Genomic DNA, 24,499 nt, shown 5'->3' with positions numbered 1-24,499 from the left:
AATGGCGCAAGCTGATTTATTAGTTGCTCTGGTCAAAACCGCGACCAGCGGGGATCAGCTTGCCTTTCGCAAAGCGGCTGAAGGGCTGATCCAGGAGGAGACGCAGAAAGGGCACCGGCTGCTTGCAGAGCGGCTTGCCAAGGCATTGCAGCCCAGTGCCATTCAGGCCGCCCGCCCGCCGGCTGGCAAGACCGTGGGCAACAGTCCGCACAAAGACCTGTTCTACGAGATCACGCCTGAGCGCAACCTGCAAAGCTTGGTATTGCCAGAAAAGATCAGGGTGCAGATACAAGAATTGGTGGAGGAACAGCATCGGGCAGAGTTGCTGCACGCCCACAATTTGCGCGCCAGAAACAGCGTCCTGCTCGCTGGCCCGCCAGGCAACGGAAAAACCACTTTGGCGGAAGCGCTGGCATTCGAGCTGATGTACCCGCTCATCGTCATTCGCTACGAAACCTTGGTTGGCAGCTATCTGGGTGAAACCTCCAGTCGGTTGAAGAGCGTAATGGAATACGCCAGAACGCAGCGTTGCGTTCTGTTCTTCGACGAATTTGAAACGCTTGGCAAGGAGCGCGGCGATACCCATGAAACGGGAGAAATAAAGCGCGTCGTCAGCACCTTGCTGATGCAACTAGATGAAATGCCTGACTACGTGGTAGTCGTTGCAGCCAGCAACCATCCAGAGCTTTTGGATAAGGCGGTCTGGCGGCGCTTTCAGTTGCGCATTGAATTGGCAACCCCGACCCGTGAGCAACTGGCGCAATACATCGCCTCCATTGGCGAGCGATGCAGTGTGAAATTCGGCTACGAACCTGAAACTTTGGCAAAGCATCTGCTGGGGCTGAATTTTGCAGAGACCGAAGAATTTTGCTTGGGCGTCGTTCGTCGTGCCGTGCTCGACATGAAAACGGATAACGCCCAACAAATTACCAAGCTGAAGCTGGAGCAATGGAAAGGCCGCCTGAAGCCAGCCGCAAAAAAACATCCAAAAGCCGCTGGCGATGTGACTGAAAAGGGGACGAACCGCTGATGGCGACCTCTCTTCCGCTTTTGATGTTTCCGCAAGCAAGAACCATCCCACCGCCCAAAGGACGGCCTATCGTAATCGGCCAACCCCATGTTCCCGGACATGGAAAGCAGGTGGAGCGCTTGGATGCGCAACTGACCACGTTGCAACAAGACTTCGAGCGCTACAAAGCCAGCGTCAGCGGCTCCGTGGCTGGCCTTGAGCCTGAAACGGTCTTGGTGATTGAAATTGCAGGCAGCGTCAATGAGTTTCGGCAGGCCGTCGAAGCCATTGGCCTTGAGTGGATGGGCGAATGGGATATTGATGACATTCCGCCCGATGAGGATTTTTTCGAGCGCAACACCAAAGGGGAGCGCACGAACAAGGCCGTCAAAGGACGCATGTTCGTCTCGCTCGGCAACGAAGCAGGAATGCGGGAGCTTCTCTCGCTGTGGGAGAAGTGGCGGGACAACAAAACGCTGCCAAGCGGAAAAACAAAATGGCGCGATGTCTTCAACCAGACCGTGCAAATCCGCCGTTGGGGAATTGAAGAGGCGCTGCGCGAGACAGGCATGCTGGATCGCTGGCAGGATTTGCTGAACCCCATCACTGCTCAAGCGATCCGCTTTCAGATCGAGCTGTTTTACCGCAGATCAGAAGACAGGCGCAGGCAGAGCGAACGCAACGTCGCCACTCTTCTGCAAGCTGCGGGCGGTAAAACTTTGGGCGGCTTCATCGACATGCCGGAAATTGCCTTTCACGCGGTGAAGGCTGAACTGCCCGCAGAGCGCATCCAGCAGCTTTTGAACGACCTGGAATCCGAGAGCCACGACACTGACATCCAGCTCTTCAAATTTCATGGCGTCATGTATTTCCGCCCCACCGGGCAAAGCCTTGCCGTCACCGAAGATGGTGAAGGTGTCGATACGGAAATAGCCGAAGGGGTCGTTGACCTTCCTCCCATCGCGGCCATTCTCGACGGCGTGCCCAATGTGCAGCATCAAGCACTGAAGGGCCGATTGCTGTTGGACGACCCAGACAATCTTTCCGCGCAGTACCAACCGGGCGACAGAAAGCACGGCACGGCAATGGCGTCTTTGGTGGTGCATGGAGAAATGGCCGACGGCCAAGCCGATCCGTTGCCGCGTCTGGTGTATGTGCTGCCCATCATGCAGCCAGACCCTCACTCCATGAACCGGAGCGAGCATGTCCCCGACGAGGTATTCTTCGAGGATCGCATCGCGCGAGCGGTTCGGCGGATGTTTGAAGGCGAAGGCGCGGCGCCTGCACAAGCTCCCACCATTTGCGTCATCAACCTCTCTATCGGCGACCCTTCACGCCCGTTCATTCACACACCCAGCCCTTGGGCAAGACTGCTGGATTGGCTGTCGTGGAAATACCGCGTGCTTTTCTGCGTCAGCGCCGGGAACTATCCCGAAGCCATAGACATTGCACTGTCTGGAACGGACTACTTGGCCTTGACCGACCCGAAGAAGATCGAGCATGTGCTCAAGTGCATTCAGGCCCAGTTATCCGGACGGCGCATCTTGTCCCCGGCAGAAGCCATCAATGCCATCACTGTCGGTGCGACCCACGCTGACAATGGCGGAAACTACTACCAAGGGCAGCGTACCGACTTGCTGCCCGGCGCGTCGTTGTTCAGCCCTGCCTCACGGCTTGGGCATGGCTTCCGTCGCTCAGTCAAGCCGGAAATCCTGTTCCCCGGTGGTCGGCAGTTATATCGCACGCCAGTGCTGGATAGCCAAACCGTCTATCAACCCGATGGTGGGCTTGCAGCGCCGGGGCAACAAGTCGCCTGGGACAGCAATCAGGCTGGCGCTTTGTCGAAAACCGCCCATACACGCGGCACCAGCAACGCCACCGCCCTTGCCACGCGCAGTGCGGCACGCATTTATGAAGTGCTGGATGCGCTGCGCGGGGATCACGAAGACAGCATTCCGCAGGGGCTGATTTCCGTACTCATCAAGGCGCTACTGGTTCATGGCGCCAAGCAGGATGATGACGCTTGCGAGGCCATCGCTGCCGCGTTGAAAACGCGAGATAACTCGCGTCAATTCAAAGAGGTGATGTCGCGCTATCTTGGCTATGGTGCAGTGCAGATCGAACGCGTGTTGGCGTGTACCGAGCAGCGCGGCACGGTGCTGGGCTGCGGCGAAATCCGTGAGAACGAAGTCCACGAATATCGCCTGCCGCTACCGCCCGGCCTGTCCAGTAGCCAGGAATGGCGTCGGATGGTGGTGACCTTGGCATGGTTCAGCGCAGTCAATCCTAACCACCGGAATTTCCGCGAGGCAAAGCTGGAAATGTCCCCAGCCAATAACTGGGGCACTTTGCCGCTGAAGCTTGCGCGTCAAGACGGGGATCACAATCAGGTACTGCGCGGAACGGTGCAGCATGAGGTGCTCGAAGGCGCAGACCAAATTGCGGTATTTCAGGATGGGGACAGCATCTTGCTGCACATCGCGTGCAAAAAGGACGCAACGGCACGTCTCGACGATGCCATTCCTTATGGCCTAGCTGTCACCCTAGAGGTGGCAGAAGGCATCCAGATTCCAATTTACGAACAACTTCGCACCCGACTTCAGCCACAAGTCGCTGTCAGTGCAGTTGGGGGTACACCTTAAATGGCCACCAAAAAAGAACTACTTCAACAAGCCGTCGCCAAAGCCGTCAGTGCGGGAAAGCCTGTCGCACTGGAAACAGTCGATTTCAACGACCCCAACCGTCCCAAGACCTGCCTAGAGGTGGACTTCCCGATTCTGGCCGTCAATCAGGTGGCGGTGATCGAGGGCAACGCGGGCAAGCCGATTTACCAGATGTCTAAGTGGTGGGCGCGGCGGCGTTCCAGCGTGTTCCGCTCGATGCTGATCGCGGCGGCCACCAAGGCCCCGGAAGATTCCTCGCACGCCGCCAAACTGGTGTGGGACAACTACTACGCCAACCACCAGAAGAAAGGCGCGTTCAAGCACCTGAAGGTGGCGGACATCTTCATGGGCGGCGGCACCACGCTGGTGGAAGGCTCGCGCCTGGGTATGCAGATGGTCGGCAACGACCTGAATCCGGTCGCGTGGTTCGTGGTCAAGCAGGAGCTGGCCAACGTCGATCTGGAACAAGTGAAGAAGCTGCTCGCCGACATCGAGGCCGAGGTCAAGCCGCAGATCATGCCGTACTACTACTGCGACGGCCCGGAGGGGGAGAAAGGCAAGTGGACGCATCTGCCCAGCAACAAGGCGATGCCTGCCGATTTCGACCCGTTGACCATCCCGCAGAGCGAGCGCAAGGACTACCGCTACGAAGGCCCGGAGGCGATCTATACGTTCTGGGCCAAGCATGGCCCTTGCCAGGTGACGGGCTGCGGTCACCGCACGCCGATCATGACCAGCCCGGTGATGGCGGTGAAGACCATCAGCGTGAAGCACTGGGAACACACATGCAGGAAATGCAGCGGCGAATTCCACGTTGAAGAGGAAGCCGCAAGGATGGCGCCGGATGCGCCGCTGGTTGTCGCGCCGGATGAACACCCGTTCTCTGTGCTCGACAAAAAACGCGGCGTGATTTGCCCGCACTGCGGCCATGTGGAGGAGGCTACCATCCGCGTCAAAGATGGTCTGGTCATTGAGGTTACGCGTGGGCAGATCAAACTGGGCAAGGGCAAGAACAAGAAGGTCGAGTTGAGCTTGCTGGTGCATCCGCAATGGCTGGCGGGTTCGCCCAAGCAGGATGCGGAAGGCCAGCCCTACGGCGGCTCGGCGCAGGACGATGTGGCGGCGACCACGCGCTGGGATGTTGCGCGCGCTGCAAAGATTCGCCTGCTGGAGGTGCGCGGCAGGCTGCCGGATGAAGTGACGTGCCCAGAAACTAAGGTCACATTTCCGACAGACCGCGCCAATAAGGCTGGGAATGGAAAATTCACCTGCACAAAGTGTGGCACTACCCAAGACATCATTGCTGCATTGCGGCCAACAGAGAAAACAGCGCCTTTTGGTGCTTACGCTGTGCAGGGCTACGCTCCCCTGCGTGATGAAGCGGGCAAGCCTTACAGCGGTCGTTTCTTCGCAGCCTTCGATGTAGGGCATGCGAAGCAATACGATGCGAGCTTTTCTGAATGGGAAGCGCGCAAGAATGACGATCTAAAGGCCTACTGGCCACAATCCGATATACCACCAAGCCTGCGTGCCATGGTCAAAGATTTGATCGCCAACGGGCACGGATACAAGCAGTGGGCAGACATGTTCAACCCCCGCCAGCTTTTGGTGCATGCACAGCTGTTGAAGGCAATTGTCAATGTTGGGAACTATGACTGGTCGGTGCGCGAGTATGTGTTGGGGGCTTTCCAGCAATATTTGCGTAACCAATGTTTGTTTAGTTTTTGGAATCCACAGCGAGACACACCAGAGCCGATGTTCTCGAACAGCAACTATCATCCGAAATTAACGGTAGTTGAAAACTGCGTATTTCCTGCTTTGGGTCGTGGTAACTGGGCATCCAGCACAGAGGGCATTCTCGAAGGTCGAGAATGGGCTATCCACCCTTGGGAAGTTGTCAGTATCGAAAGTCTGAGTCGTCGTGATCTTGTTCTAGCCGAAAAACTGAGTGGAAAAAGTGAAAAGGTCCAACCGGGCGACCCGGTGTTGGATGTGGCAGTGCATCAGGGCTCTTCCACCGATTTAATCCAGCTTGAAACTGGCAGCCTAGATTTAGTCATCACTGATCCGCCATTCGGCGACCTTTTGCAGTATTCCGAACTGGCTGACTTTTTCTATGTCTGGCTGCGTCTGGCGCTTAAGAGTAAGTACCCGGAGATTTTTAGTGCGGAATACACGCCGAAGTCGTTGGAGGCCGTTGCCAATAGCTTCCGCGAGCCAGAAGACTCCAATGGCTTCTATCAAAGGCTGCTAACGCAGTGCTGGCGCGAGGCGCATCGCCTTTTGAAGCCGAGTGGCATCCTGGCTTTCACCTTCCACCACAGCGAGGACGAACCGTGGGTAGCGGTGCTGGAGTCGTTGTTCGACGCAGGCTACTACCTCGAAGCGACCTACCCAATTCGCTCCGATGAAACCAAGGGCGATAACGCTGAGTTCGGTGCACAAAAAATCGAATACGACATCATCCACGTCTGCCGCAAGCGCACCGAGGAACCCAAGCCGGTGAGCTGGGGCCGGATGCGTCGGGAAGTGATGGCCGATGTGCGCCAGTTGCAGGCCATGCTGGAGAACCACGCCAAGGAAGGTCTGCCCGCCGCCGACATCCAGGTGATCCGGCGCGGCAAGGCGCTGGAATACTTTTCGCGCCACTACGGCAAGGTGTATGTGGATGAAGGCCGCACCATCTCCGTGCGCGATGCGCTGGTGGGTATTAACCAGCTCATTGACGAAGACGCCGACAAGGGCAAGGAAGCGCCGCCGGTCAACGCCGAGCCGATGACGCGCCAATTTCTGCGCACGTTCGGCACAGCCACCGAGATGAAGCGTGACCAGCTGCAGAAGTTTCTGCGCGGCACCATCACCACGCCGGATGACTTTGAGCAACGTGGTTGGTGTAGTGAGGTGAAAAAGGTCTTCACCCGCACCGCGCCGCTGGATTTCGCTCGCGATTGGCAAGGCAAGCACAAGCGCAAGCTCACTTCTGACCTCGATCAGGCATTGGTGCTGATCGGCGCCTGCGTGGATGGCAGCGGCATCAATGCCTCGGACACGCTGACGAACGAAAACTTCAAGCCGCACATCGCACTCAAGCCGCTGCTGGAGTGGTTGCAAAAGAACGGATCGGATCAAACCACCCGCAACGCGGCCTCGCGCGCGGTGTCGATCTTTTCAGCCTGGCAAGCCAGCCAGGCACCCAAGCCACTGCAGGTTTCGTTGTTCGATGACGATGAGGAGTATGCTAAATGAGGCAGGTGCTCGATACGGTATGGCAACGGCGAGGCACCAGTTGGCTGTGGGACGAGGAAGCGCGTAACACCGTGTGTGCAGCGAGCGAGGTTTGGAGCCTGCGGCAGTTTTTGCAGGCGGCAGCCCCCGGTGCGCAGGGCTGGCCGGATGACCTGCCCAGCAACGGCGGGCAGACGTTGGTGGTGGCCGGGCTGGAGGGCAGCCTTGATTTGCTGGCTCCCGATCAGGCCGAAATCTGGCTGGGCGACACGATCAAACGCGCCATCCTGTCATTTCAGGATGCATACGCAGGCGAAGCAGCCTTGATCTTCTGGCTGCCGCAGGGCCAGGGCCGTTTGCGCGTGCAGGCATCCACCGACGCAGTAACCTGGCTGTGCGAAGCGCCGCATCGGGGGCAACTGCTCGACTTTGGGCGCCTTCTGTGGGGTGAGGCCAACGAGTATCCGCAGGAAATCCTTCTGCGCGAGGGCGCGAAGGCGGCCGGCCTGTTTCACCTGCGGATCACTTGAGGCCAGCGCGTGCAAGCAGACGATTTTCAGGATTCGTTCCAGCCCGGCGAGCGCATCACCCACACCGAATTCGGTCCAGGCGTGGTGCTCGAACCCGGGCACGATGGCTATCTGCGCGCGTTCTTCGGCGTGGTGGGCGAGCGCCGCGTACCGACCAGTTCGTTACGCCGCGAGCGCACCCGTACCGAGCGCATTCTGCAATCGGTGGCAGGCGGCTCCGACCGGGCACGCAAGGCATGGCTGTCTTACGAGGCGCACGCACTGCCGGTGATGGAGAGCGCCTCGGCGCTTACCTCGGCACGCATTGATCTGCTGCCACATCAGGTGGTGCTGACGCACCGCATTGCCACTGCCTCACCACGGCGTTACCTGATCGCCGACGAGGTGGGCTTGGGCAAAACCATCGAAGCCGCGCTGATTCTGCGTGAACTGGCCAGCCGGGGCGAATTGACCCGGGCGCTGATGGTGGTGCCCGCAGGCTTGGTGAACAACTGGCACCGCGAATTGAACGAGGTGTTCAATCTCGACTTCGAGGTGTTCGGCTCCGAAGGCGACATCACCGACCGCAAGACCAATGCCTTCGCCAAGCACGACCGGCTGATTGCCAGCATCGACACCTTGAAGCGCCCTGCCCGTATCAAGCGTCTGCTGGATGCGCCACGATGGGACCTGGTGATATTCGACGAAGCGCATCACCTGACCGCACACCGCACGGGCGGCAAGGTGCGCAAGACGGAAAACTACAAGCTGGCCGAAGCGCTGAAGGATCACGCGCGTGATCTGTTGCTCCTGTCTGCTACGCCGCACCAAGGCAATCACTTCCAGTTCTGGATGCTGGCGCAGCTCTTGAACCCCACGCTGTTTGGTAATCCCGAGGACATGCTGGAAAACCGCCATCGTCTGAATACGGTGATGTTTCGCCGCACCAAGGCCGATGCCTGCCAACCCGATGGCTCACCGCTGTTTGCCCGGCGCTGGGTGCATACCGAGTCCTTCTTGATGAATCAGGAGGAGCGGCTGTTTTACGAGAAGCTGCGCGAGTACCTGGAAGATGGTTTCGATCTGGCCCGCCGCCAGGGCAACCAAGGGCGCGCACTGGGCTTCTTGATGGCGATCTTCCAGAAGATCGCGGCATCAAGCTTTGCCGCCGTGCGCCGCACGCTCAAGCGCCGCTTGTTGATGCTGACGCTGCACGAGGCATTTCTGCGCGACAAGGAGCTGGACATCGAAGGCCGCGAACGCCTGACCGAGGAAGCGCGCGAGCTGATTCATGAGGAATTTGGCTTGCCACGCGACAGTGTTGGTCGCAGCGAGGTGGATCGCGTGTTGGCTGACCTCAAGTACCGGCTGGTGAAGAAGCTGGATGAAGAGGCGCTGGAAATGGCCTCCGACCCCTATGGCAGCGAGTATTCGGCAACGCACGCCGAGGAGGCAGCGTGTGCTGTGGTCGATTTGCATCTGCCCGAGGAGCGCCTGCGCATTGGCGACTTGCTGCGCATCTTCCCGCAGCAGCGCGAGACCAAGGCGCAAAAACTGCTCGATGGTTTGGGGCATCTGTGGCGACAGAACGCCAATGAAAAGATCGTGATCTTTGCCACCTACCTCGGCACGGTCGATCTGATTTCCCGCGAGATTGAACAGGCTTATCCCGGCCAGGGTGTGGTGGTGCTGCGTGGCGGCGACCACGGTGCCAAGCTGGCAGCAGAGCGGAAGTTCCGCCTGAAAGACGGGCCGCGTGTGCTGGTGTGTACAGCGGCTGGCCGCGAGGGCTTGAATCTGCAATTCGCCCGCATTCTGTTCAATTTCGACCTGCCGTGGAACCCGATGGACATGGAGCAACGCATCGGGCGCATTCACCGCTATGGACAGAACCACACGGCGCAGGTCTACAACCTCGTGCTGTCAGACACCATCGAGGGGCGCATCTTCCTGCTGCTGGACGAGAAGTTGACTGAAATTGCGCGCACGGTCGGCAAGGTCGATGACCAGGGCAATGTGGCCGAAGACCTTCGGGCGCAGATTCTGGGGCAGCTTTCCGAACGGTTGAACTACGATCGCCTGTACCAAGAGGCGCTGTCATTTTCAGAAGACGACCGCACCAAACATCAGAAGTCGATTGCACTGTGCCGGTGAAAGAAAAAAACTGACTAAATTCAGTACGCGCTAAACCTGCCTGTAGGGGCCAACCGGCGTTGTTGCATAAATCGTTGCTCTTCCAGCGGTAGGCTTGCTGCATGAGTCAGCCCCGCAAACCCCGCTATAGAACCAGCAACTGGAAGCAGTACAACGCATCCCTCAAAGCTCGAGGCTCTTTGACGGTGTGGCTGGACAAGGGTATGTGCTGGTTTGCCACGGCAAGTGGCAAACGCGGACGCAGTCGGAAGTTCTCTGATGCAGCAATCCAATTTTGTTTGACGCTCAAGAACCTGTTTGGCTTGGCGCTGCGGCAGACCACGGGTCTTGCCGAGTCGGTGCTGCATTTGTGTGGGCTTGCTTGGCCGGTACCTGACTTCAGCACGTTGTGCCGGCGCCAGCTCGATTTGAACGTACAAGTGCCGTACACACGCAGCCAAGCGGGACTGCATTTGCTGGTTGATTCAACGGGAATCAAGTTCTTGGGTGAAGGCGAGTGGAAATGCAAAAAGCATGGCCCTGAGCGTCGTCGGCAATGGCGCAAGTTGCACATTGGCATTGATGCCCAGACGCTACAGGTCAGGGCTATCTGCGTGACATCCAACAACGTCAGTGATGCAGCAGTGATACCGGATTTGCTGCAGCAATTGCCCGAAGATGAGGTGCTGGAGAGCCTAACGGGCGACGGCGCTTACGACACGCAACCAGTCCATGAAGAAGTCATCAAGCGAGGAGGTATTCCCATTATTCCTCCTCGCAAGAATGCTCGAATACGCAAAGGCAAAGCCTTTGTGCATCGAAATGCGGCGATCGCTGCATGTCGAAGGCTGGGGCGAAGTATCTGGAAACGTTGGATCGGGTATCACCGGCGCAGCTTGGTGGAAACCAAGATGAACTGCATCAAACGATTGGGTGAGCGGCTGATGTCTCGTCCTTTGAGCGACAAGTCAACGAGCTGCACATTCGAGCAGCCATCTTGAATCGATTTACAGAACTTGGCCGTCCTCAGACGGCAGCCGTGGCATAGCCACGGCTGGGGTTTGGGGGAGCTTGGCCTGAAATCGATTTATGCAACAACGCCCCCACTCGTGAAGTCTCGTCGGTAGAGCTTCGTTGTCTTCTTTGATGTCCATAGAGCGGACAAGATCGATAAATTTGACATGGATCAGATGATCCATAAAATGGACATTAGTCTCATTTTGCGAACAAGATCGAGATCAAACCACCTCACGGAGACAAAGCATGAACAAGGAAATGTCCGAGACGCTCACCCGCGTCGGCCCCAATACACGAATGGGAAATCTGCTGCGCCGCTACTGGGTGCCAGCATTGATGTCCAGCGAGATCGCCGAAGCGGACGGGCCGCAGGTGCGGGTCCAATTGCTGGGCGAGAAGCTGCTGGCCTTTCGCAATACGGATGGCAAAGCTTGCCTGATCAGCGAGTTCTGCTCTCATCGCGGCGTCTCGCTGTACTTTGGTCGTAACGAGGAGAACGGCATTCGCTGCGCCTACCATGGCGTCAAGTTCGATGGCAACGGCCAATGCGTGGATGTACCCTCTTCGCCGCAATCCTGCGCCCGCATGCACATCAAAGGCTATCCCTGCGTGGAGCGCGGCGGTATTGTCTGGGCCTACATGGGACCCGAGGAACACAGACCCGTTCCTCCGGAGCTGGAGTGGTGCACCCTGCCACCGGAGCATGTATTCGTCTCCAAACGCCTGCAATACAGCAACTGGCTGCAAGCCATGGAAGGCGGCATCGACACGGCCCATGTGTCCTATGTGCACCGCTTCGAGGTGGATACGGATCCCATGCACCAGGGTGTCAAGGCGCTGGATTACATCAAGGCCGACGGCAACGTGAAGTTCGAGATCGAGCAGACGCCCTTCGGGCTGAGCCTGTTCGGGCGCCGCAATGGCGAGCCCGATTCCTATTACTGGCGCATCACGCAGTGGCTGTTCCCCTGGTTCACGCTGATCGCTCCTTTCGGTAAGCATGCGCTGGGTGGCCACGTGTGGGTACCTATCGACGACTACAACTGCTGGGCCTGGAGCATCAATTGGCAGCCGGATCAGCCGCTTACTGAAGAAGAACGACGGTCCATGGAGGAGGGCAAAGGCATACACGTGGAGTATGAAGCGCCCGGCAGCTTCATTCCCAAGGCGAATCGCAACAACGACTATGGCATGGATCGAGTGGCGCAGCGCGAAGAGCGCTCCTATAGCGGCATCTTTGGCTTCTCCGCACAGGACTATTCGCTGCAGGAAAGCATGGGTCCCATCCAGGACCATGCCGCGGAGAGGCTGCTACCCACAGACAAGGCAATCGTTATGGCGCGTCGCATGCTCAATGAAGCCGCCCTCGGACTGGAGCAGGGAGAAACCCCTCCCGCCCTTGACGCAAGCGAGCAGCACGTGCGGCCCGCAGGCGTGCTACTGCCCCGCGATCAGGACCCGGTGGCCTGGGCCCGCGAGGAGCTGGCAGACGCGACGAAGAAGCCGGTCTTCAGCCTTTGAACAAGAAACGCCACGACGAGAAATGACGGAGACAAAATCAAATGAAGTTCCCCACGACACTCAAGGCCGTCCTAGTCGCAGGCGCCTACATGGCGACTGCGGCCTGGGGCCAGGCAACAGCGCCCTCCGAATGGCGCCCCACCAAGCCCGTACGCATCGTTGTGCCCATTACGGGCAGTACGAATGATGTACTGGCGCGCCTGATTGCGCCCAAGCTTCAGGATGCGTTGGGGCAACCCTTCGTGGTAGAGAACAAGCCTGGAGCTGGCGGGAACATCGGGGCCTACGAAGTCAGCCGCTCGTTGCCGGACGGCCATACCTTGCTGATCGGCTACAACGGGCCTTTGGCCATCAATGTCACCCTGTTTGACAAGATGCCCTATGACCCGCTCAAGGATTTGGCGCCCATCACGCTGGCGGTGAAATCGCCGCAGTACCTGGTGGTCAATCCTGATGCTGGTTTCAAGGATGTGAAGGACTTCATTGCCAAGGCTAAGGCGAATCCCAGCAAGTACTCTTATGGCTCCGTGGCTATGGGCAGCGCCTCGCACCTCACCATGGAGATGATGAAATCGGCGGCGGGCTTCCAGATGACCCATGTGCCTTACCGTGGCGCAGGGCCTGCCGTGACGGACCTGATTGCCGGCAATATCCAGGGCGGCTTCTTTGTTCCGGGCAATGTTCAGGGCTTCGTCAAGGAAGGGCGCCTGAAGCTGCTGGCCTCCACGGGAACAAAGCGCTTTCCCAGCACACCCACGATTCCTACGCTGACTGAATCCGGCCTCAAGGACTTCGAGGCCACGTCCTGGATCGGACTGCTAGCGCCTGCCGGAACGCCGCCCGTGGTCATCAATACCTACCACCAGGCCATGGTTCGCATCCTCAACTCCCCGGATATACGCAAGCATCTGGACGAGATGGAGTTCGAGACCATCGCCAGCACCCCCAAGCAGTTCAGCGACTGGATAGCCACTGAAACCGTGCGCTGGGGCGAGGTCATCAAAGCAACGAATGCAAAGGCGGATTGAACAATGAGTGAATCCAGAATGGCGGGACGGACCGCCTTGATTACCGGCGCCGGTGCGGGCATAGGCGCCGCCGCCTCCCATCTCTTCTGCCAGGAAGGGGCTGCGGTGCTGATGGTGGACGCGAACGCCGAGGCCCTGGAGCGCACGCGCGAAGCCATTTTGCAGGCCCTGCCTGGAGCCCGGCTGGCATGTGCGACTGCCGATGTGTCAGATGAGGCCGCCGCAGCAGCAGCCGTAGGACAGTGCGTGCAGCAGTGGGGCGGTCTCGATACCCTGGTGAACAACGCCGCCATGCGAAACTACAGTGCCGCAGCCGATGCCACTGCAGCCGAATGGCAGGCCATGGTCGGCGTCAATCTGGTGGGGATGTCCAACTACTGCAGGGCTGCGCTTCCTGCGCTGAGGCAGTCGGGAACAGGCAGCATCGTCAACGTGTCCTCCTGCTATGCGGTCACGGGTCGCAAGGGCATGGCCCTGTATGACGCGACCAAGGCGGCGCAACTGGCCTATACCCGTAGCCTGGCATTCGAGGAGGCCGCTCACGGCGTGCGCGCCAATGCGGTGTGCCCGGGCTCCACGTTGACCGACTTCCACGTCGGCAGGGCACGCAACGCGGGCAAGAGCGTGGAGCAGCTCAGGACGGAGCGCAAGGACACATCGCTCATAGGTCGCTGGGCGTCGCCGGAGGAGATCGCCTGGCCCATCCTCTGGCTGGCTTCCCGCGAGGCGTCTTTCATCACCGGGACCACTCTGATGGTCGATGGTGGCCTGCACATCATGTAACGCCATGGCCTCTACATATCTTCAGGCGCGCGTTCACCAGATGCGCTACGAAGCGGTCGGCACCCTCAGCGTGGAGCTGCGGCCGCTTGCTGCGGTGCAGGAGTTTTCCCAGCCTGTGCAGGCGGGTGCCCATATCGATCTGCACCTGGCCGATGGGTTGGTCCGAAGCTATTCGCTGATCAATCCGGGGGAACGCCATCGCTATGTGGTGGCGGTGTCACTGGACCCGGCCAGCCGTGGCGGTTCACGCTTTGTGCATGAAAAGTTGCGGGTTGGGCAAGCGATTCAGATTGGCGGGCCGCGCAATCATTTCCCTCTGGTCGAAACTGCCCCCCATAGCGTGCTGGTAGCCGGAGGGATCGGCATCACGCCTGTTCTGGCCATGCTCCGGAGGCTGGATGTCCTGGGCAGGACGGCGCACCTTATCTATTGCGCATCCAGCCGCGCGAGCGCCGCCTTTGTGCCGGAGATCGAGGCCATCGCTGCCCGGGCCGGCGGCAGGGTGACGGTCGACTGGCACTTCAAGGATGAAAAGGGTGTGCGTGCCGATCTGTACAGCCTTCTCCAAGGACACGCCGAAGGCGCACACTTCTATGCTTGCGGGCCTCTGGCTTTTCTGGCGTCTTATGAAGACAGCTGTCAGAAGCTCGGGCTGGAGCATGTGCACTTGGAGCGTTTTGCTGCCGCACCGCTGGCAGCCCCCCGGACACCGGAAGTCGGCTATGCCGTCGAGTTGCGCAGGACCGGCAAGACCGTGCAGGTGGCTGCGGGGACTTCCTTGCTGGATACCTTGATCAACGCGGGCATGAACCCCGAGTACAGCTGCCGTGAGGGTGTGTGCGGGGCCTGCGAGGTCCGGGTCATTTCTGGCGATGTGGATCACCGCGACCAGATACTGAGCGAGCAGGAGCGGGCGGCGAACAAAAGCATGATGATCTGCGTCTCTGGTTGCCGTTCAGGCAACCTGGTCCTGGATTGCTGAGCGGCATCGGAACAGTGTGCGGATGACAGGTAAGGGCAGTAGCGCCTAGGGAATGCCGCCAGCCGCATGCTCTTCCCATGTGGCGAGCGCTTGTGCACAGCGCAACTGCCCATGTTCGCTATCCATTAGATGGACAATTGCAGGTAGAGTATCGGCATGAATCAGAAAACCGTTGACATGTCCGAATCCGATAAATCCGAAGGCGGGGTGCGCGCAGTCCAGCGGGCTCTTGACGTGCTTCTGGCTTTCAGGCCCGGAGATGATGGGTTGCTGGTGGCCGAACTGCTCAAGCGGGTCGACCTGAGCCGGCCGACCCTCTACCGCTTGCTCGATACGCTCAATACCAAGGGGTTTCTCGTTTCCGAGGGCGAACCCCAGCGTTTCCGGCTCGGCCCGGCAGTCCCTCAGATGGCTCATGCCTGGTCCGCAGGCATGAGCTACGAAACCGTTGCCCAACCCATGATGCGCCGCCTGTGGGAGAAAACCCGCGAGACCATTTCCCTGCACGTACATGAGGGTGCTTTCAGGATATGTGTTGCCGAACTTCCCAGCACGCAGCCTCTGAGCTTCAAGCGGGGCGTAGGTTATCGCGAGAAGCTCGTGCGGGGCGCCAGTGGTCGCTCGATCCTGGCATGGCTGAACGTGAGCAAGCAAGACCTTAGCGCTTATGGCGCGGAAAACGCCGCCGAAGCTAAGCGGTGCACCGAACAGCTCAAGCAGATTCGCCTCGAAGGCTACGCCACCAGTCGCGATGAGCTGATTGAGGGCGCTGTCGCTATTGCTGCGCCGTTCTTCGACAGCAGCGGCCGCGTGGTGGGATCGCTAGGGCTATTCGGTCCCAGCGCAAGACTCGACGAAGAGGTTGTGCAGGGCTATGCCGCGCTGTTAAGGGAAGAGGCTGCACAGCTTTCGGCGGCATTGGGATTCAAGAATTGTCAGGTCCCGGATGATTGCGCACGTTCTTGACGAATAAATCAGGTGCTTTCATCTTCCATTTTTTGAGTGCTTGAACTGGGGCTTCGTGCCCCAGTGCCTTTTGCGGTAAGTGGTGGTTATACAGCCAGACAAACCTGTGCAGCGTCTTCTCCAAATCCTCTGCGCTGTTGAAGTGGTGCGAGCGCAGTACTTGATTCAGGCGGCCATTGAAGCGCTCGACCATGCCGTTGGTTTTTGGCGTCCTGGGCTTGGTGAGCCGATGTTCTATCCCCAGTGCTTGGCATAGCTGGTCGAATTCGTGCTCGCCTGTGGGCTGGCGAGTGCGACTGCCAAACAAGCGGTCTGTGAACTCTTTGCCGTGGTCGGTGAGGATGGTGTGAATCCTAAATGCTGCAGCTTTGCGGACGGCGGCCAAGAAGGCTTTGGCGGACGCTGCCGTCTTGTGTTGCTTGATATCAATGAACACCCAGCGTGTGGCCCGATCAATGGCAACAAAGACATAGCGGCGCTTGTCCTCATCTTGCATCTGGGGCAGGTACTTCACATCTACATGCACATAGCCAGGCTCATACGCCTTGAAGGGTTTGTGCTCGCTCTCAGGCTTGGGCTTGCCGGGTCCGATCAGGAACAACTGCACGCCCCGCGCATGCGCCCGACATCGGAAGGACGGCGCAAACCCGAGCCTCAGCCGCTGCGCTAGGCAAAGACATGGTGGCGCATTACATCCCTTGCGGATACAACTTTTTTTCCAACTCATTGCGAGCGCGCTTCAGCGGCATCAAAAAAGTCTCTTTGAACTCGCTCATGCTGAGTCTCTCTGCTCTAACTGCAATGCTCATGGCAGCAATTGTGTTGCCTTGAGGGTCGCGCACTGGCGCCGCCATGGAGCGCACACCCAGCTCCAACTCTCCATCGCTGCATGACCATCCGGATTGCCGGCAAGTATCAAGCAGACCCAGCAACTCCTCCAAGTCAGTCACTGTCTGATGGGTCAGAGCCATCCGCTCAATCATCTCCAGCCTTGCACGCGCCTCCTGCTGGGGGAGTCCTGACAACAGCACCCGACCAATCGCAGAACAGTACACCGGCAACCTGGATCCTATTCCTAGGCCCGTGCTCAAGCTGCGCCGTGCGGTCGAACGGCCAATGATGATGGCATCGTCTTCCAACAAAGTACCAAGCGAAGCGGACTCTCTGGTGCGCTCCGACAGTGCGTCCAGTAGCGGCTGGGCCAACGCAGGCATGGGGCGCGATGACAGAAATGAATAGGCGATCAGCAGCGACTTGGGCTGCATCCAGAACAGCTTCCCGTCACTCTCTAGATAGCCAAGCTGTACCAGCGTGCTGAGTGAACGTCTGGCCGATGCTGGTGTGGACTGCGTGAGCCTGGCCACTTCCGACAGCGTGAGCCGGGTATGCCGACGGTCAAAGCAAGTCAGTACCCCCAATCCCTTGCGCAGCGATTCCACAAAGTTCTTGTCCTGCATAGCGATCAAATCAAGGTGTTTTCAACATTTTTGCGCATAGCGCAAAAACAGGTTTAACACTAAGTACGACATCCCCATACTGCAGTTCCCCACACAAGAAGGAGACAAGATGCGCAACGCATCCATTCGCAGACGCGAAGCATTGATCGGCATTGCCGCTGCGGTCGCCGCAACAGGTAGCCTGGCTCAGTCAAATCAACCTCTCAAGATCGTCGTGCCTTTCTCAGCGGGAGGTACCGCCGATGTACTGCCGCGCCTAGTAGCCGAAAAAATCCGCGCGGACTACGCAGGTGGCGTGATCATTGAAAATAAGCCCGGGGCTGGTGGAAACATCGGTGCCGATCTAGTGTTCCGGGCACCGCCGGACGGAATGACTGTGCTGGCCTCCCCTCCGGGGCCCATCGCCATCAACCACAACCTCTATCAGAAGCTCAGCTTTGACCCGACTAGCTGGGTACCGGTGACGATTTTGGCCACAGTGCCCAACGCCCTGGTCATCAACCCGAAGCTGCCTGTTAAGTCACTTGGCGAGTTCATTGTATACGCCAAAGCCAATCCCAAAAAAGTGACTGTGGCGACGCAAGGCGACGGCTCCACATCTCACCTGACTGCTGCCATGTTTATGCAGCTGACTGGCACTGAACTGACTGTCATCCCTTACAAGGGAACAGCCCCGGCACTGATTGACCTGATCGGTGGCAATGTGGATGTGTTTTTCGACAACATCAGCTCGTCGGCCACCTACCACCAGGCCGGCAAGGTGCGCATTCTGGCCGTTGCCGACGAGCAGCGCTCTCAAATATTGCCCCAGGTCCCCACCTTCGCCGAGCAGCAATGGCCCGCCATGCAAGCCTTGACTTTCTTTTCTGTTGTGGCTCCCCCAGGCACGAGTGCAGAAATCGCACAGAGGCTTCAGAAGCAGATGGCCCAGGCTCTGTCATCAAATGACATCCGCAAGCACTTTCTGGAACAGGGTGCCGTGCCCTGCGGTTGGGATCCCACCAAGACTGCTCAGTTCATCCGCCAGGAAACCGAGAAGTGGAAGAAGGTGCTGAAGGCCGCCAACGTCAAGCTCTAACCCTTAGGAATCAACATGCAAGAATCCATCATCCAGTGGCATGGGGCCACTAATACGCGCGTGCCTTTCGGTATCTATACCGACACAGCCAATGCTGATCAGGAACAGCAGCGCATCTATCGCGGCGAGGTCTGGAACTACCTGTGCCTGGAATCTGAAATCCCCGAGGCGGGTGATTTCCGCACGACCTTTGTTGGTGAAACACCGATAGTTGTCGTGCGGGATGCCGACCAGGAAATCTATGCCTTCGAGAACCGCTGCGCGCATCGCGGCGCGCTCATCGCGCTGGAAAAATCGGGCCGTGCGGATAGTTTCCAGTGCGTCTATCACGCCTGGAGCTACAACCGACAGGGAGATCTGACCGGCGTTGCCTTCGAGAAAGGCGTCAAGGGCCAGGGTGGCATGCCGGCCTCGTTCTGCAAAGAAGAGCATGGCCCGCGCAAGCTCCGTGTAGCTGTCTTTTGCGGTTTGGTCTTTGGCAGTTTTTCCGAGGATGTACCCAGCATTGAGGATTACCTTGGCCCTGAGATTTGCGAGCGCATAGAGCGCGTGCTGCACAAGCCCGTAGAAGTCATCGGTCGCTTCACGCAAAAGCTGCCTAACAACTGGAAGCTCTACTTCGAGAACGTGAAGGACAGCTATCACGCCAGCCTCCTGCATATGTTCTTCACCACCTTCGAGCTGAATCGCCTCTCACAAAAAGGCGGCGTCATCGTCGACGAGTCGGGTGGCCACCATGTGAGCTATTCCATGATCGATCGTAGCGCCAAAGACGACTCGTACAAGGACCAGGCCATCCGCTCCGACAACGAGCGTTACCGGCTCAAAGATCCCAGCCTTCTAGAGGGCTTCGAGGAGTTCGAGGACGGCGTGACTCTGCAGATCCTTTCTGTGTTCCCTGGCTTTGTGCTGCAGCAGATTCAGAACAGCATCGCCGTGCGTCAGTTGTTGCCCAAGAGCATCTCCAGCTCGGAACTCAACTGGACCTATCTCGGCTATGCAGATGACAGTCCCGAGCAGCGCAAGGTCAGACTCAAACAGGCCAACCTCATCGGCCCGGCCGGATTCATTTCCATGGAAGACGGAGCTGTCGGTGGATTCGTTCAGCGCGGCATCGCAGGTGCGGCCGACCTTGACGCGGTCATCGAGATGGGCGGAGACCACGAAGGCTCTAGCGAGGGCCGCGCCACGGAGACCTCGGTACGCGGCTTTTGGAAAGCCTACCGCAAGCACATGGGACAGGAGATGCAAGCATGATCAATGAAATTCAAATCGCGGCCTTCAATGCCGCTTACGCGAAGACCATAGACAGTGACGCCATGGAGCAATGGCCAACCTTCTTCACGAAGGATTGCCACTATCGCGTCACCAATGTCGACAATCATGCTGAAGGGCTTGCTGCCGGCATTGTCTGGGCGGATTCACAGGACATGCTCACCGACCGAATTTCTGCGCTGCGCGAAGCCAATATCTACGAGCGCCATCGCTATCGCCATATTCTGGGTCTGCCTTCGATCCAGTCAGGCGATGCAACACAGGCCAGTGCTTCCACGCCGTTCATGGTGCTGCGCATCATGCATACAGGGGAAACAGAGGTCTTTGCCAGCGGTGAGTACCTCGACAAATTCACCACGATCGATGGCAAGTTACGCCTGCAAGAACGCATCGCGGTTTGCGACAGCACGGTGACGGACACACTGATGGCATTGCCGCTATGACAATAGTGCACCGTAGATTGGCTTTGGCCATCGGCGATCCCCACGGTATTGGCCCTGAAATTGCACTGAAAGCTCTTCAGCAGTTGTCTGCCGCCGAAAGATCCCTGATCAAGGTCTATGGACCGTGGAGCGCTCTTGAACAAGCAGCGCAGATCTGCCAAATGGAGCCCCTTCTTCAAGACCTCATTCATGAGGAAGCCGGCTCGCTGGCACAACCAGTGCAATGGGGAGAGATCACCCCGCAGGCAGGCCTATCCACGGTGCAATCTGCAACAGCAGCCATCCGGGCGTGCGAAAACGGCGAAGTCGACGCCGTCATCGCCTGCCCCCACCATGAAACGGCCATTCACCGCGCGGACATAGCGTTCAGCGGCTACCCATCTTTGCTCGCCAATGTTCTTGACATGAACGAAGACCAGGTATTCCTGATGCTGGTAGGGGCTGGCCTGCGCATAGTGCATGTCACTTTGCATGAAAGCGTGCGCAGCGCATTGGAGCGGCTCTCTCCTCAGTTGGTGGTCAACGCGGCGCAGGCTGCCGTGCAGACATGCACCTTACTCGGGGTACCTAAACCAAAAGTCGCTGTATTCGGGATCAACCCTCATGCATCTGAAGGACAGTTGTTCGGCCTGGAGGACTCCCAGATCACCGTTCCCGCTGTCGAGACACTGCGCAAGCGCGGCCTAGCAGTAGACGGCCCCATGGGAGCTGACATGGTTCTGGCACAGCGCAAGCACGACCTGTATGTAGCCATGCTGCACGATCAGGGCCATATCCCCATCAAGCTGCTGGCACCTAACGGAGCCAGCGCACTCTCCATCGGTGGCAGGGTGGTGCTTTCCAGTGTGGGCCATGGCAGCGCCATGGACATTGCAGGCCGTGGCGTGGCTGACTCCACGGCCCTCCTGCGCACGATCGCCCTGCTCGGAGCCCAACAGGTCTGAGGCCCTTCCATGAATCACCAAATCCATATCCACGACTCTGATATCGCGTTCCCCTGCGCGCCCGGGCAATCCGTGCTGGATGCCGCCCTGCAGGCTGGCATCGAACTACCTTATTCCTGCCGCAAAGGTAGCTGTGGCAATTGTGCGAGCACCCTGCTCGATGGAAATATTACTTCCTTCAATGGCATGGCCGTGCGCAGCGAACTCTGCACCTCGGAGCAGGTATTGCTGTGCAGCTGCACCGCCGCCAGCGATATCCGTATTCAGCCGAGCTCCTTTCGCCGCCTCGACCCGGAAGCCCGCAAACGTTTTACGGCCAAGGTGTACAGCAATACACTGGCGGCACCCGATGTCTCGCTGCTGCGCCTGCGCCTGCCTGCGGGCAAGCGCGCCAAATTTGAAGCCGGCCAATACCTGCTGATTCACCTCGACGACGGGGAAAGCCGCAGCTACTCTATGGCCAATCCACCCCATGAGAGTGATGGTGTCACATTGCATATCCGGCATGTACCGGGTGGCCGCTTCAGCACTATCGTCCAGCAGTTGAAGTCTGGTGACACATTAGATATTGAACTGCCATTCGGCAGCATCGCACTGAAGCCTGACGACACCAGGCCCCTGATTTGCGTTGCAGGTGGCACGGGATTTGCGCCCATTAAATCCGTTCTTGATGACTTAGCCAAACGCAAGGTTCAGCGCGACATAACGCTGATCTGGGGGGCTCGCAACCCCTCGGGCCTGTATCTTCCTAGCGCCATCGACAAGTGGCGCAAAGTCTGGCCACAGTTTCGCTACATTGCAGCCATCACCGACCTAGGCGATATGCCTGCGGATGCTCACGCAGGTCGGGTGGATGACGCGCTACGCACACACTTTGGCAACCTGCACGATCATGTGGTGCACTGCTGTGGCTCACCCTCCCTGGTTCAATCAGTGCGCACAGCAGCTTCCGATATGGGCCTGTTAGCACAGGACTTCCACGCGGATGTTTTTGCGACGAGCCCGACTGGTAGCCACTAGAAGTAGCTATTCATGCGATATCAACACGGCGGGATATGACGGAGGCTGAGCTTGCGAGTGACTTGATGGGGAATGTTTGATAAACACTGAAAGGGGCTTTATGCCTAATGCCGGCTTTGTTGCATAAATCGGCCATAGGCCAAGGCATCCCCAATCCCAAAAAGATTTACGCAGCAGCGACCGTCTGGGGCGTGCCCAGATCGGTAAATTGATTGAGGATTGAAGCTCGGATGTGCAGCTCGGTCACCTGGCGCTCAAACGTCCTGGCCATGACCTTCTCGCCCAGGCGCTTGAAGCAATTCATCTTGGTCTCCACCAGTGACCTTCGGTGGTAGCCGCTCCAGCGTTTCCAGATAGCCCGCCCCAACTGCCTACACGCCTTGACCGCTTCATTGCGGTGAGCAAATGCCAGCCCTTTGCGCAGCTTCGCTCCTTTGCGCGGCGGGATGATTGGAATGGCTCCCCGCAGGTAGCACGCCTTATGTACATCCTGCGTGTCGTACGCCCCATCACCGGTAAAGCTAGCTATCTCTTCATTGCTTGGAATTTGACCTAGCAGGTCTGCTGCCATGGGCGAGTCGCCCACTTCATTGGTTGTTACTGCGATGGCCCGAATCTGCAGTGTCTGGGCATCAATACCCAGATGCACCTTGCGCCACTGGCGGCGCCGCTGTGCGCCGTGCTTTTTGGTTTTCCACTCACCTTCGCCCAAGAACTTGATGCCCGTGGAGTCGGCCAGCATGTGCAAGCCTTTGTCACTTGCACGGTAGCGCACCTGCACATCCAAGCTCTTTTGCCTGCGACACACCGTGCTGTAGTCGGGCACTGGCCAATCCAGGCCTGCCATACCCAATAGCGACTCAACCAGGCCCAGTGTCTGGCGCAAGGGCTGGCCAAACAAGCACTTGATGGTCAGGCAAAACTGGATGGCCGCATCTGAGAACTTCTGGCAACGACCACGCTTGCCCGTGGGCCGAGCTAGCCACTGCATATCCCTATCGAGCCAAATGGTCAGCTCACCTCGCGCCTTCAACGCTGCGTTGTAAGCCTTCCAGTTCGTTGTGCGGTACTTAACCCGACCCCAGCTCGTCTCTCTCATCTCCCGAGCCTACCTCAGCTGCGACCGGCATTTGTGCAACAACGCCACGCGAAGGTGCCGGATTTCACTTTGGCCGAGTTCAAACTGCCCACCGAATTGCCTCTTGTGATGCCTTCTGATCTGGTGCGCAGACGGCCTGATATTCAGGCGGCAGAAGCATTGCTTCACGCGGCGAATGCCGAATATGGGGTGGCGATCGCCAAGCTGTATCCACAAATCAACCTCAGTGCAAACCTTGGCTCACAAGCACTCACAACCGGGGCTCTTTTTGGCGGCAACTCTGCTGTTTGGAGTGTGCTGGGGCAGTTGACCCAGCCACTATTCAATCCGGGACTACCCGCAGAAAAACGGGCATCGCTGGCGGCATTGGATGCCGCAGCGGAAAATTATCAGGGCGTTGTGCTCGACGCTCTGCGCAACGTGGCGGACACATTGAGCGCACTGGAGCACGATGCACAGGCATTGAGTTCACTCGCGTTTGCAGACTCAACTGCACAGTCTTCCCTTGAATCCACGGGGCGTCAGTATGCGCTTGGCGCAGCCAGCTACACGCAATTGCTGATTGCAAGGCAGCAGGCTCAACAAAATAGCATTGCCTTGGTCGCAGCGCAGGCGCAACGACTTGCCGATAGTGCCGCTCTATTTCAGGCGATGGGTGGTGGTTATGATGGAATGAAGGTCAAGCCTTACTGAGCAACTTCGTTCCGTCGGAACGCAACTGACCGGAGGGTGAAATATGCCGATACAAGGTCTGCCGGGTAATCCCGAGTTCCTGGCACAAATCGCTGACCTTGGTTTCCGGCTGCCCCATCGCTGCCATCGCCAGGCGCAGCTTGGCTGCGGTCATCTTGAACGGCCGCCCGCCCTTCCTGCCGCGCGCCCGCGCCGACGCCAGCCCCGCGATGGTCCGTTCGGCGATCAGTTCACGCTCGAACTCGGCCAGTGCTGCGAAGATGCCGAAGACCAGCTTGCCGGCGGCGGTTGTGGTGTCGATTGCCGCACCATGGCCGGTCAGCACCTTGAGGCCAATGCCACGCCCGGTCAGATCATGCACGGTGTTGATCAGGTGACGAAGGTCGCGCCCGAGCCGGTCGAGTTTCCACACGACCAGCGTATCCCCTGGTCGCAGCGCCTTTAAGCAGCTCGCCAAACCGGGCCGATCCTCGCGTTTGCCAGATGCCTGGTCTTCGTAGAGTTGCGCCGGATCGACGCCGGCGGCGACCAGCGCATCGCGTTGTAAGTCGGTAGCCTGGGAGCCGTCTGCCTTCGATACCCGCATGTAGCCAATCAGCATGCCGCACCTGTCACATATACGTTCGATTATGTGACAGTGTGCGCCGGAAAGCG

The 24,499-nt window shown here is 58.5% G+C and carries 18 protein-coding genes and 3 pseudogenes; 17 read left to right on the top strand and 4 right to left on the bottom strand.

The window, feature by feature from the left end:
- The first annotated feature begins 1 nt into the window (after position 1).
- The 11 genes and pseudogenes from DTS01S_RS10790 to DTS01S_RS10745 all read left to right on the top strand — a co-directional run bounded on the left by DTS01S_RS10790 (position 2) and on the right by DTS01S_RS10745 (position 15,836).
- Positions 2 to 1,030, top strand: coding sequence for an AAA family ATPase (locus DTS01S_RS10790; RefSeq protein WP_061287701.1), 1,029 nt, complete (start codon positions 2 to 4; stop codon positions 1,028 to 1,030).
- A complete protein-coding gene (locus tag DTS01S_RS10785) occupies positions 1,030 to 3,651 on the top strand; it encodes a S8 family peptidase (protein WP_061287700.1) in 2,622 nt (873 codons plus the stop codon). Before DTS01S_RS10790 ends, DTS01S_RS10785 begins: the two co-directional genes overlap by 1 nt.
- Complete coding sequence (locus DTS01S_RS10780; RefSeq protein WP_061287699.1) at positions 3,652 to 6,918, top strand: DUF1156 domain-containing protein; 3,267 nt, start codon at positions 3,652 to 3,654, stop codon at positions 6,916 to 6,918. It abuts the gene before it with no gap.
- A complete protein-coding gene (locus DTS01S_RS10775) occupies positions 6,915 to 7,427 on the top strand; it encodes a hypothetical protein (protein WP_003058379.1) in 513 nt (170 codons plus the stop codon). The genes DTS01S_RS10780 and DTS01S_RS10775 overlap by 4 nt, the downstream gene beginning before the upstream one ends.
- Positions 7,428 to 7,436: 9 nt before the next feature.
- Positions 7,437 to 9,560: a DEAD/DEAH box helicase gene (locus DTS01S_RS10770; RefSeq protein ID WP_239009705.1), complete on the top strand. Its 2,124-nt coding sequence runs from the start codon at positions 7,437 to 7,439 to the stop codon at positions 9,558 to 9,560.
- Positions 9,561 to 9,661: 101 nt separating this feature from the next.
- A pseudogene (locus tag DTS01S_RS29520) lies at positions 9,662 to 10,587 on the top strand (IS5 family transposase).
- A gap of 215 nt (positions 10,588 to 10,802) precedes the next feature.
- On the top strand, positions 10,803 to 12,077 hold the full coding sequence (locus tag DTS01S_RS10765; protein ID WP_047219865.1) for an aromatic ring-hydroxylating dioxygenase subunit alpha: 1,275 nt from the start codon (positions 10,803 to 10,805) through the stop codon (positions 12,075 to 12,077).
- 41 nt (positions 12,078 to 12,118) lie between these two features.
- Entirely contained in the window at positions 12,119 to 13,105 is a 987-nt protein-coding gene (locus DTS01S_RS10760) for a Bug family tripartite tricarboxylate transporter substrate binding protein (protein WP_052862776.1), read from the top strand.
- Between the two features lie 3 nt (positions 13,106 to 13,108).
- Entirely contained in the window at positions 13,109 to 13,888 is a 780-nt protein-coding gene (locus DTS01S_RS10755; protein ID WP_047219863.1) for an SDR family NAD(P)-dependent oxidoreductase, read from the top strand.
- A gap of 4 nt (positions 13,889 to 13,892) precedes the next feature.
- Positions 13,893 to 14,870, top strand: coding sequence for a PDR/VanB family oxidoreductase (locus DTS01S_RS10750; protein ID WP_047219862.1), 978 nt, complete (start codon positions 13,893 to 13,895; stop codon positions 14,868 to 14,870).
- A gap of 156 nt (positions 14,871 to 15,026) precedes the next feature.
- Positions 15,027 to 15,836 (top strand): IclR family transcriptional regulator, encoded by an 810-nt coding sequence (locus DTS01S_RS10745; protein WP_082138180.1) that lies wholly within the window; start codon positions 15,027 to 15,029, stop codon positions 15,834 to 15,836.
- Here DTS01S_RS10745 and DTS01S_RS10740 read toward each other — a convergent pair.
- Positions 15,796 to 16,410: pseudogene (locus DTS01S_RS10740) on the bottom strand (DDE-type integrase/transposase/recombinase); the annotation flags it as partial. The gene DTS01S_RS10745 and the pseudogene DTS01S_RS10740 overlap by 41 nt on opposite strands.
- 115 nt (positions 16,411 to 16,525) lie before the next feature.
- On the bottom strand, positions 16,526 to 17,293 hold the full coding sequence (locus DTS01S_RS10735) for an IclR family transcriptional regulator domain-containing protein (protein WP_034369210.1): 768 nt from the start codon (positions 17,291 to 17,293) through the stop codon (positions 16,526 to 16,528).
- A 109-nt stretch (positions 17,294 to 17,402) separates the two neighbouring features.
- Here DTS01S_RS10735 and DTS01S_RS10730 point away from each other — a divergent pair, with 109 nt between their 5' ends.
- From DTS01S_RS10730 to tphA1I, 5 genes are read left to right on the top strand one after another with little or no spacing between them, the layout of a single operon-like run.
- Positions 17,403 to 18,371: a Bug family tripartite tricarboxylate transporter substrate binding protein gene (locus DTS01S_RS10730; protein ID WP_047219861.1), complete on the top strand. Its 969-nt coding sequence runs from the start codon at positions 17,403 to 17,405 to the stop codon at positions 18,369 to 18,371.
- A gap of 15 nt (positions 18,372 to 18,386) precedes the next feature.
- The gene (tphA2I, locus tag DTS01S_RS10725; protein ID WP_047219860.1) at positions 18,387 to 19,628 is read left to right on the top strand and encodes a terephthalate 1,2-dioxygenase terminal oxygenase subunit alpha TphA2I; all 1,242 of its coding nucleotides are present in this window, start codon (positions 18,387 to 18,389) and stop codon (positions 19,626 to 19,628) included.
- Positions 19,625 to 20,089 (top strand): terephthalate 1,2-dioxygenase terminal oxygenase subunit beta TphA3I, encoded by a 465-nt coding sequence (tphA3I, locus tag DTS01S_RS10720; protein ID WP_034369201.1) that lies wholly within the window; start codon positions 19,625 to 19,627, stop codon positions 20,087 to 20,089. The genes tphA2I and tphA3I overlap by 4 nt, the downstream gene beginning before the upstream one ends.
- Positions 20,086 to 21,033 (top strand): 1,2-dihydroxy-3,5-cyclohexadiene-1,4-dicarboxylate dehydrogenase, encoded by a 948-nt coding sequence (tphBI, locus tag DTS01S_RS10715; protein ID WP_047219859.1) that lies wholly within the window; start codon positions 20,086 to 20,088, stop codon positions 21,031 to 21,033. Before tphA3I ends, tphBI begins: the two co-directional genes overlap by 4 nt.
- Before the next feature lie 9 nt (positions 21,034 to 21,042).
- Positions 21,043 to 22,053, top strand: coding sequence for a terephthalate 1,2-dioxygenase reductase TphA1I (gene tphA1I / locus DTS01S_RS10710; protein WP_034369195.1), 1,011 nt, complete (start codon positions 21,043 to 21,045; stop codon positions 22,051 to 22,053).
- Between the two features lie 166 nt (positions 22,054 to 22,219).
- Here tphA1I and DTS01S_RS10705 read toward each other — a convergent pair whose 3' ends face one another.
- Entirely contained in the window at positions 22,220 to 23,152 is a 933-nt protein-coding gene (locus DTS01S_RS10705; RefSeq protein ID WP_047219986.1) for an IS5-like element ISAav2 family transposase, read from the bottom strand.
- A 9-nt stretch (positions 23,153 to 23,161) separates the two neighbouring features.
- Between DTS01S_RS10705 and DTS01S_RS29515 the strand changes: the two are divergent.
- A pseudogene (locus tag DTS01S_RS29515) lies at positions 23,162 to 23,845 on the top strand (TolC family protein); the annotation flags it as partial.
- Here the strand turns inward: DTS01S_RS29515 and DTS01S_RS10700 are convergent.
- Complete coding sequence (locus DTS01S_RS10700; RefSeq protein WP_061287698.1) at positions 23,832 to 24,446, bottom strand: recombinase family protein; 615 nt, start codon at positions 24,444 to 24,446, stop codon at positions 23,832 to 23,834. The pseudogene DTS01S_RS29515 and the gene DTS01S_RS10700 sit on opposite strands and share 14 nt — an antisense overlap.
- Positions 24,447 to 24,499 lie beyond the last annotated feature (53 nt).

It is taken from the genome of Delftia tsuruhatensis NBRC 16741 (assembly GCF_001571325.1).
Taxonomy (GTDB): Bacteria; Pseudomonadota; Gammaproteobacteria; order Burkholderiales; family Burkholderiaceae_C; genus Comamonas; species Comamonas tsuruhatensis.
This window is presented reverse-complemented; position numbering and strand designations above follow the sequence as displayed.

Coding starts and splice junctions, on each gene's coding strand:
- DTS01S_RS10790 (WP_061287701.1), top strand. CDS start 2: ATGGCGCAAGCTGATTTATTAGTTGCTCTGGTCAAAACCGCGACCAGC.
- DTS01S_RS10785 (WP_061287700.1), top strand. CDS start 1,030: ATGGCGACCTCTCTTCCGCTTTTGATGTTTCCGCAAGCAAGAACCATC.
- DTS01S_RS10780 (WP_061287699.1), top strand. CDS start 3,652: ATGGCCACCAAAAAAGAACTACTTCAACAAGCCGTCGCCAAAGCCGTC.
- DTS01S_RS10775 (WP_003058379.1), top strand. CDS start 6,915: ATGAGGCAGGTGCTCGATACGGTATGGCAACGGCGAGGCACCAGTTGG.
- DTS01S_RS10765 (WP_047219865.1), top strand. CDS start 10,803: ATGAACAAGGAAATGTCCGAGACGCTCACCCGCGTCGGCCCCAATACA.
- DTS01S_RS10760 (WP_052862776.1), top strand. CDS start 12,119: ATGAAGTTCCCCACGACACTCAAGGCCGTCCTAGTCGCAGGCGCCTAC.
- DTS01S_RS10755 (WP_047219863.1), top strand. CDS start 13,109: ATGAGTGAATCCAGAATGGCGGGACGGACCGCCTTGATTACCGGCGCC.
- DTS01S_RS10750 (WP_047219862.1), top strand. CDS start 13,893: ATGGCCTCTACATATCTTCAGGCGCGCGTTCACCAGATGCGCTACGAA.
- DTS01S_RS10745 (WP_082138180.1), top strand. CDS start 15,027: ATGAATCAGAAAACCGTTGACATGTCCGAATCCGATAAATCCGAAGGC.
- DTS01S_RS10735 (WP_034369210.1), bottom strand. CDS start 17,293: ATGCAGGACAAGAACTTTGTGGAATCGCTGCGCAAGGGATTGGGGGTA.
- DTS01S_RS10730 (WP_047219861.1), top strand. CDS start 17,403: ATGCGCAACGCATCCATTCGCAGACGCGAAGCATTGATCGGCATTGCC.
- tphA2I (WP_047219860.1), top strand. CDS start 18,387: ATGCAAGAATCCATCATCCAGTGGCATGGGGCCACTAATACGCGCGTG.
- tphA3I (WP_034369201.1), top strand. CDS start 19,625: ATGATCAATGAAATTCAAATCGCGGCCTTCAATGCCGCTTACGCGAAG.
- tphBI (WP_047219859.1), top strand. CDS start 20,086: ATGACAATAGTGCACCGTAGATTGGCTTTGGCCATCGGCGATCCCCAC.
- tphA1I (WP_034369195.1), top strand. CDS start 21,043: ATGAATCACCAAATCCATATCCACGACTCTGATATCGCGTTCCCCTGC.
- DTS01S_RS10705 (WP_047219986.1), bottom strand. CDS start 23,152: ATGAGAGAGACGAGCTGGGGTCGGGTTAAGTACCGCACAACGAACTGG.
- DTS01S_RS10700 (WP_061287698.1), bottom strand. CDS start 24,446: ATGCTGATTGGCTACATGCGGGTATCGAAGGCAGACGGCTCCCAGGCT.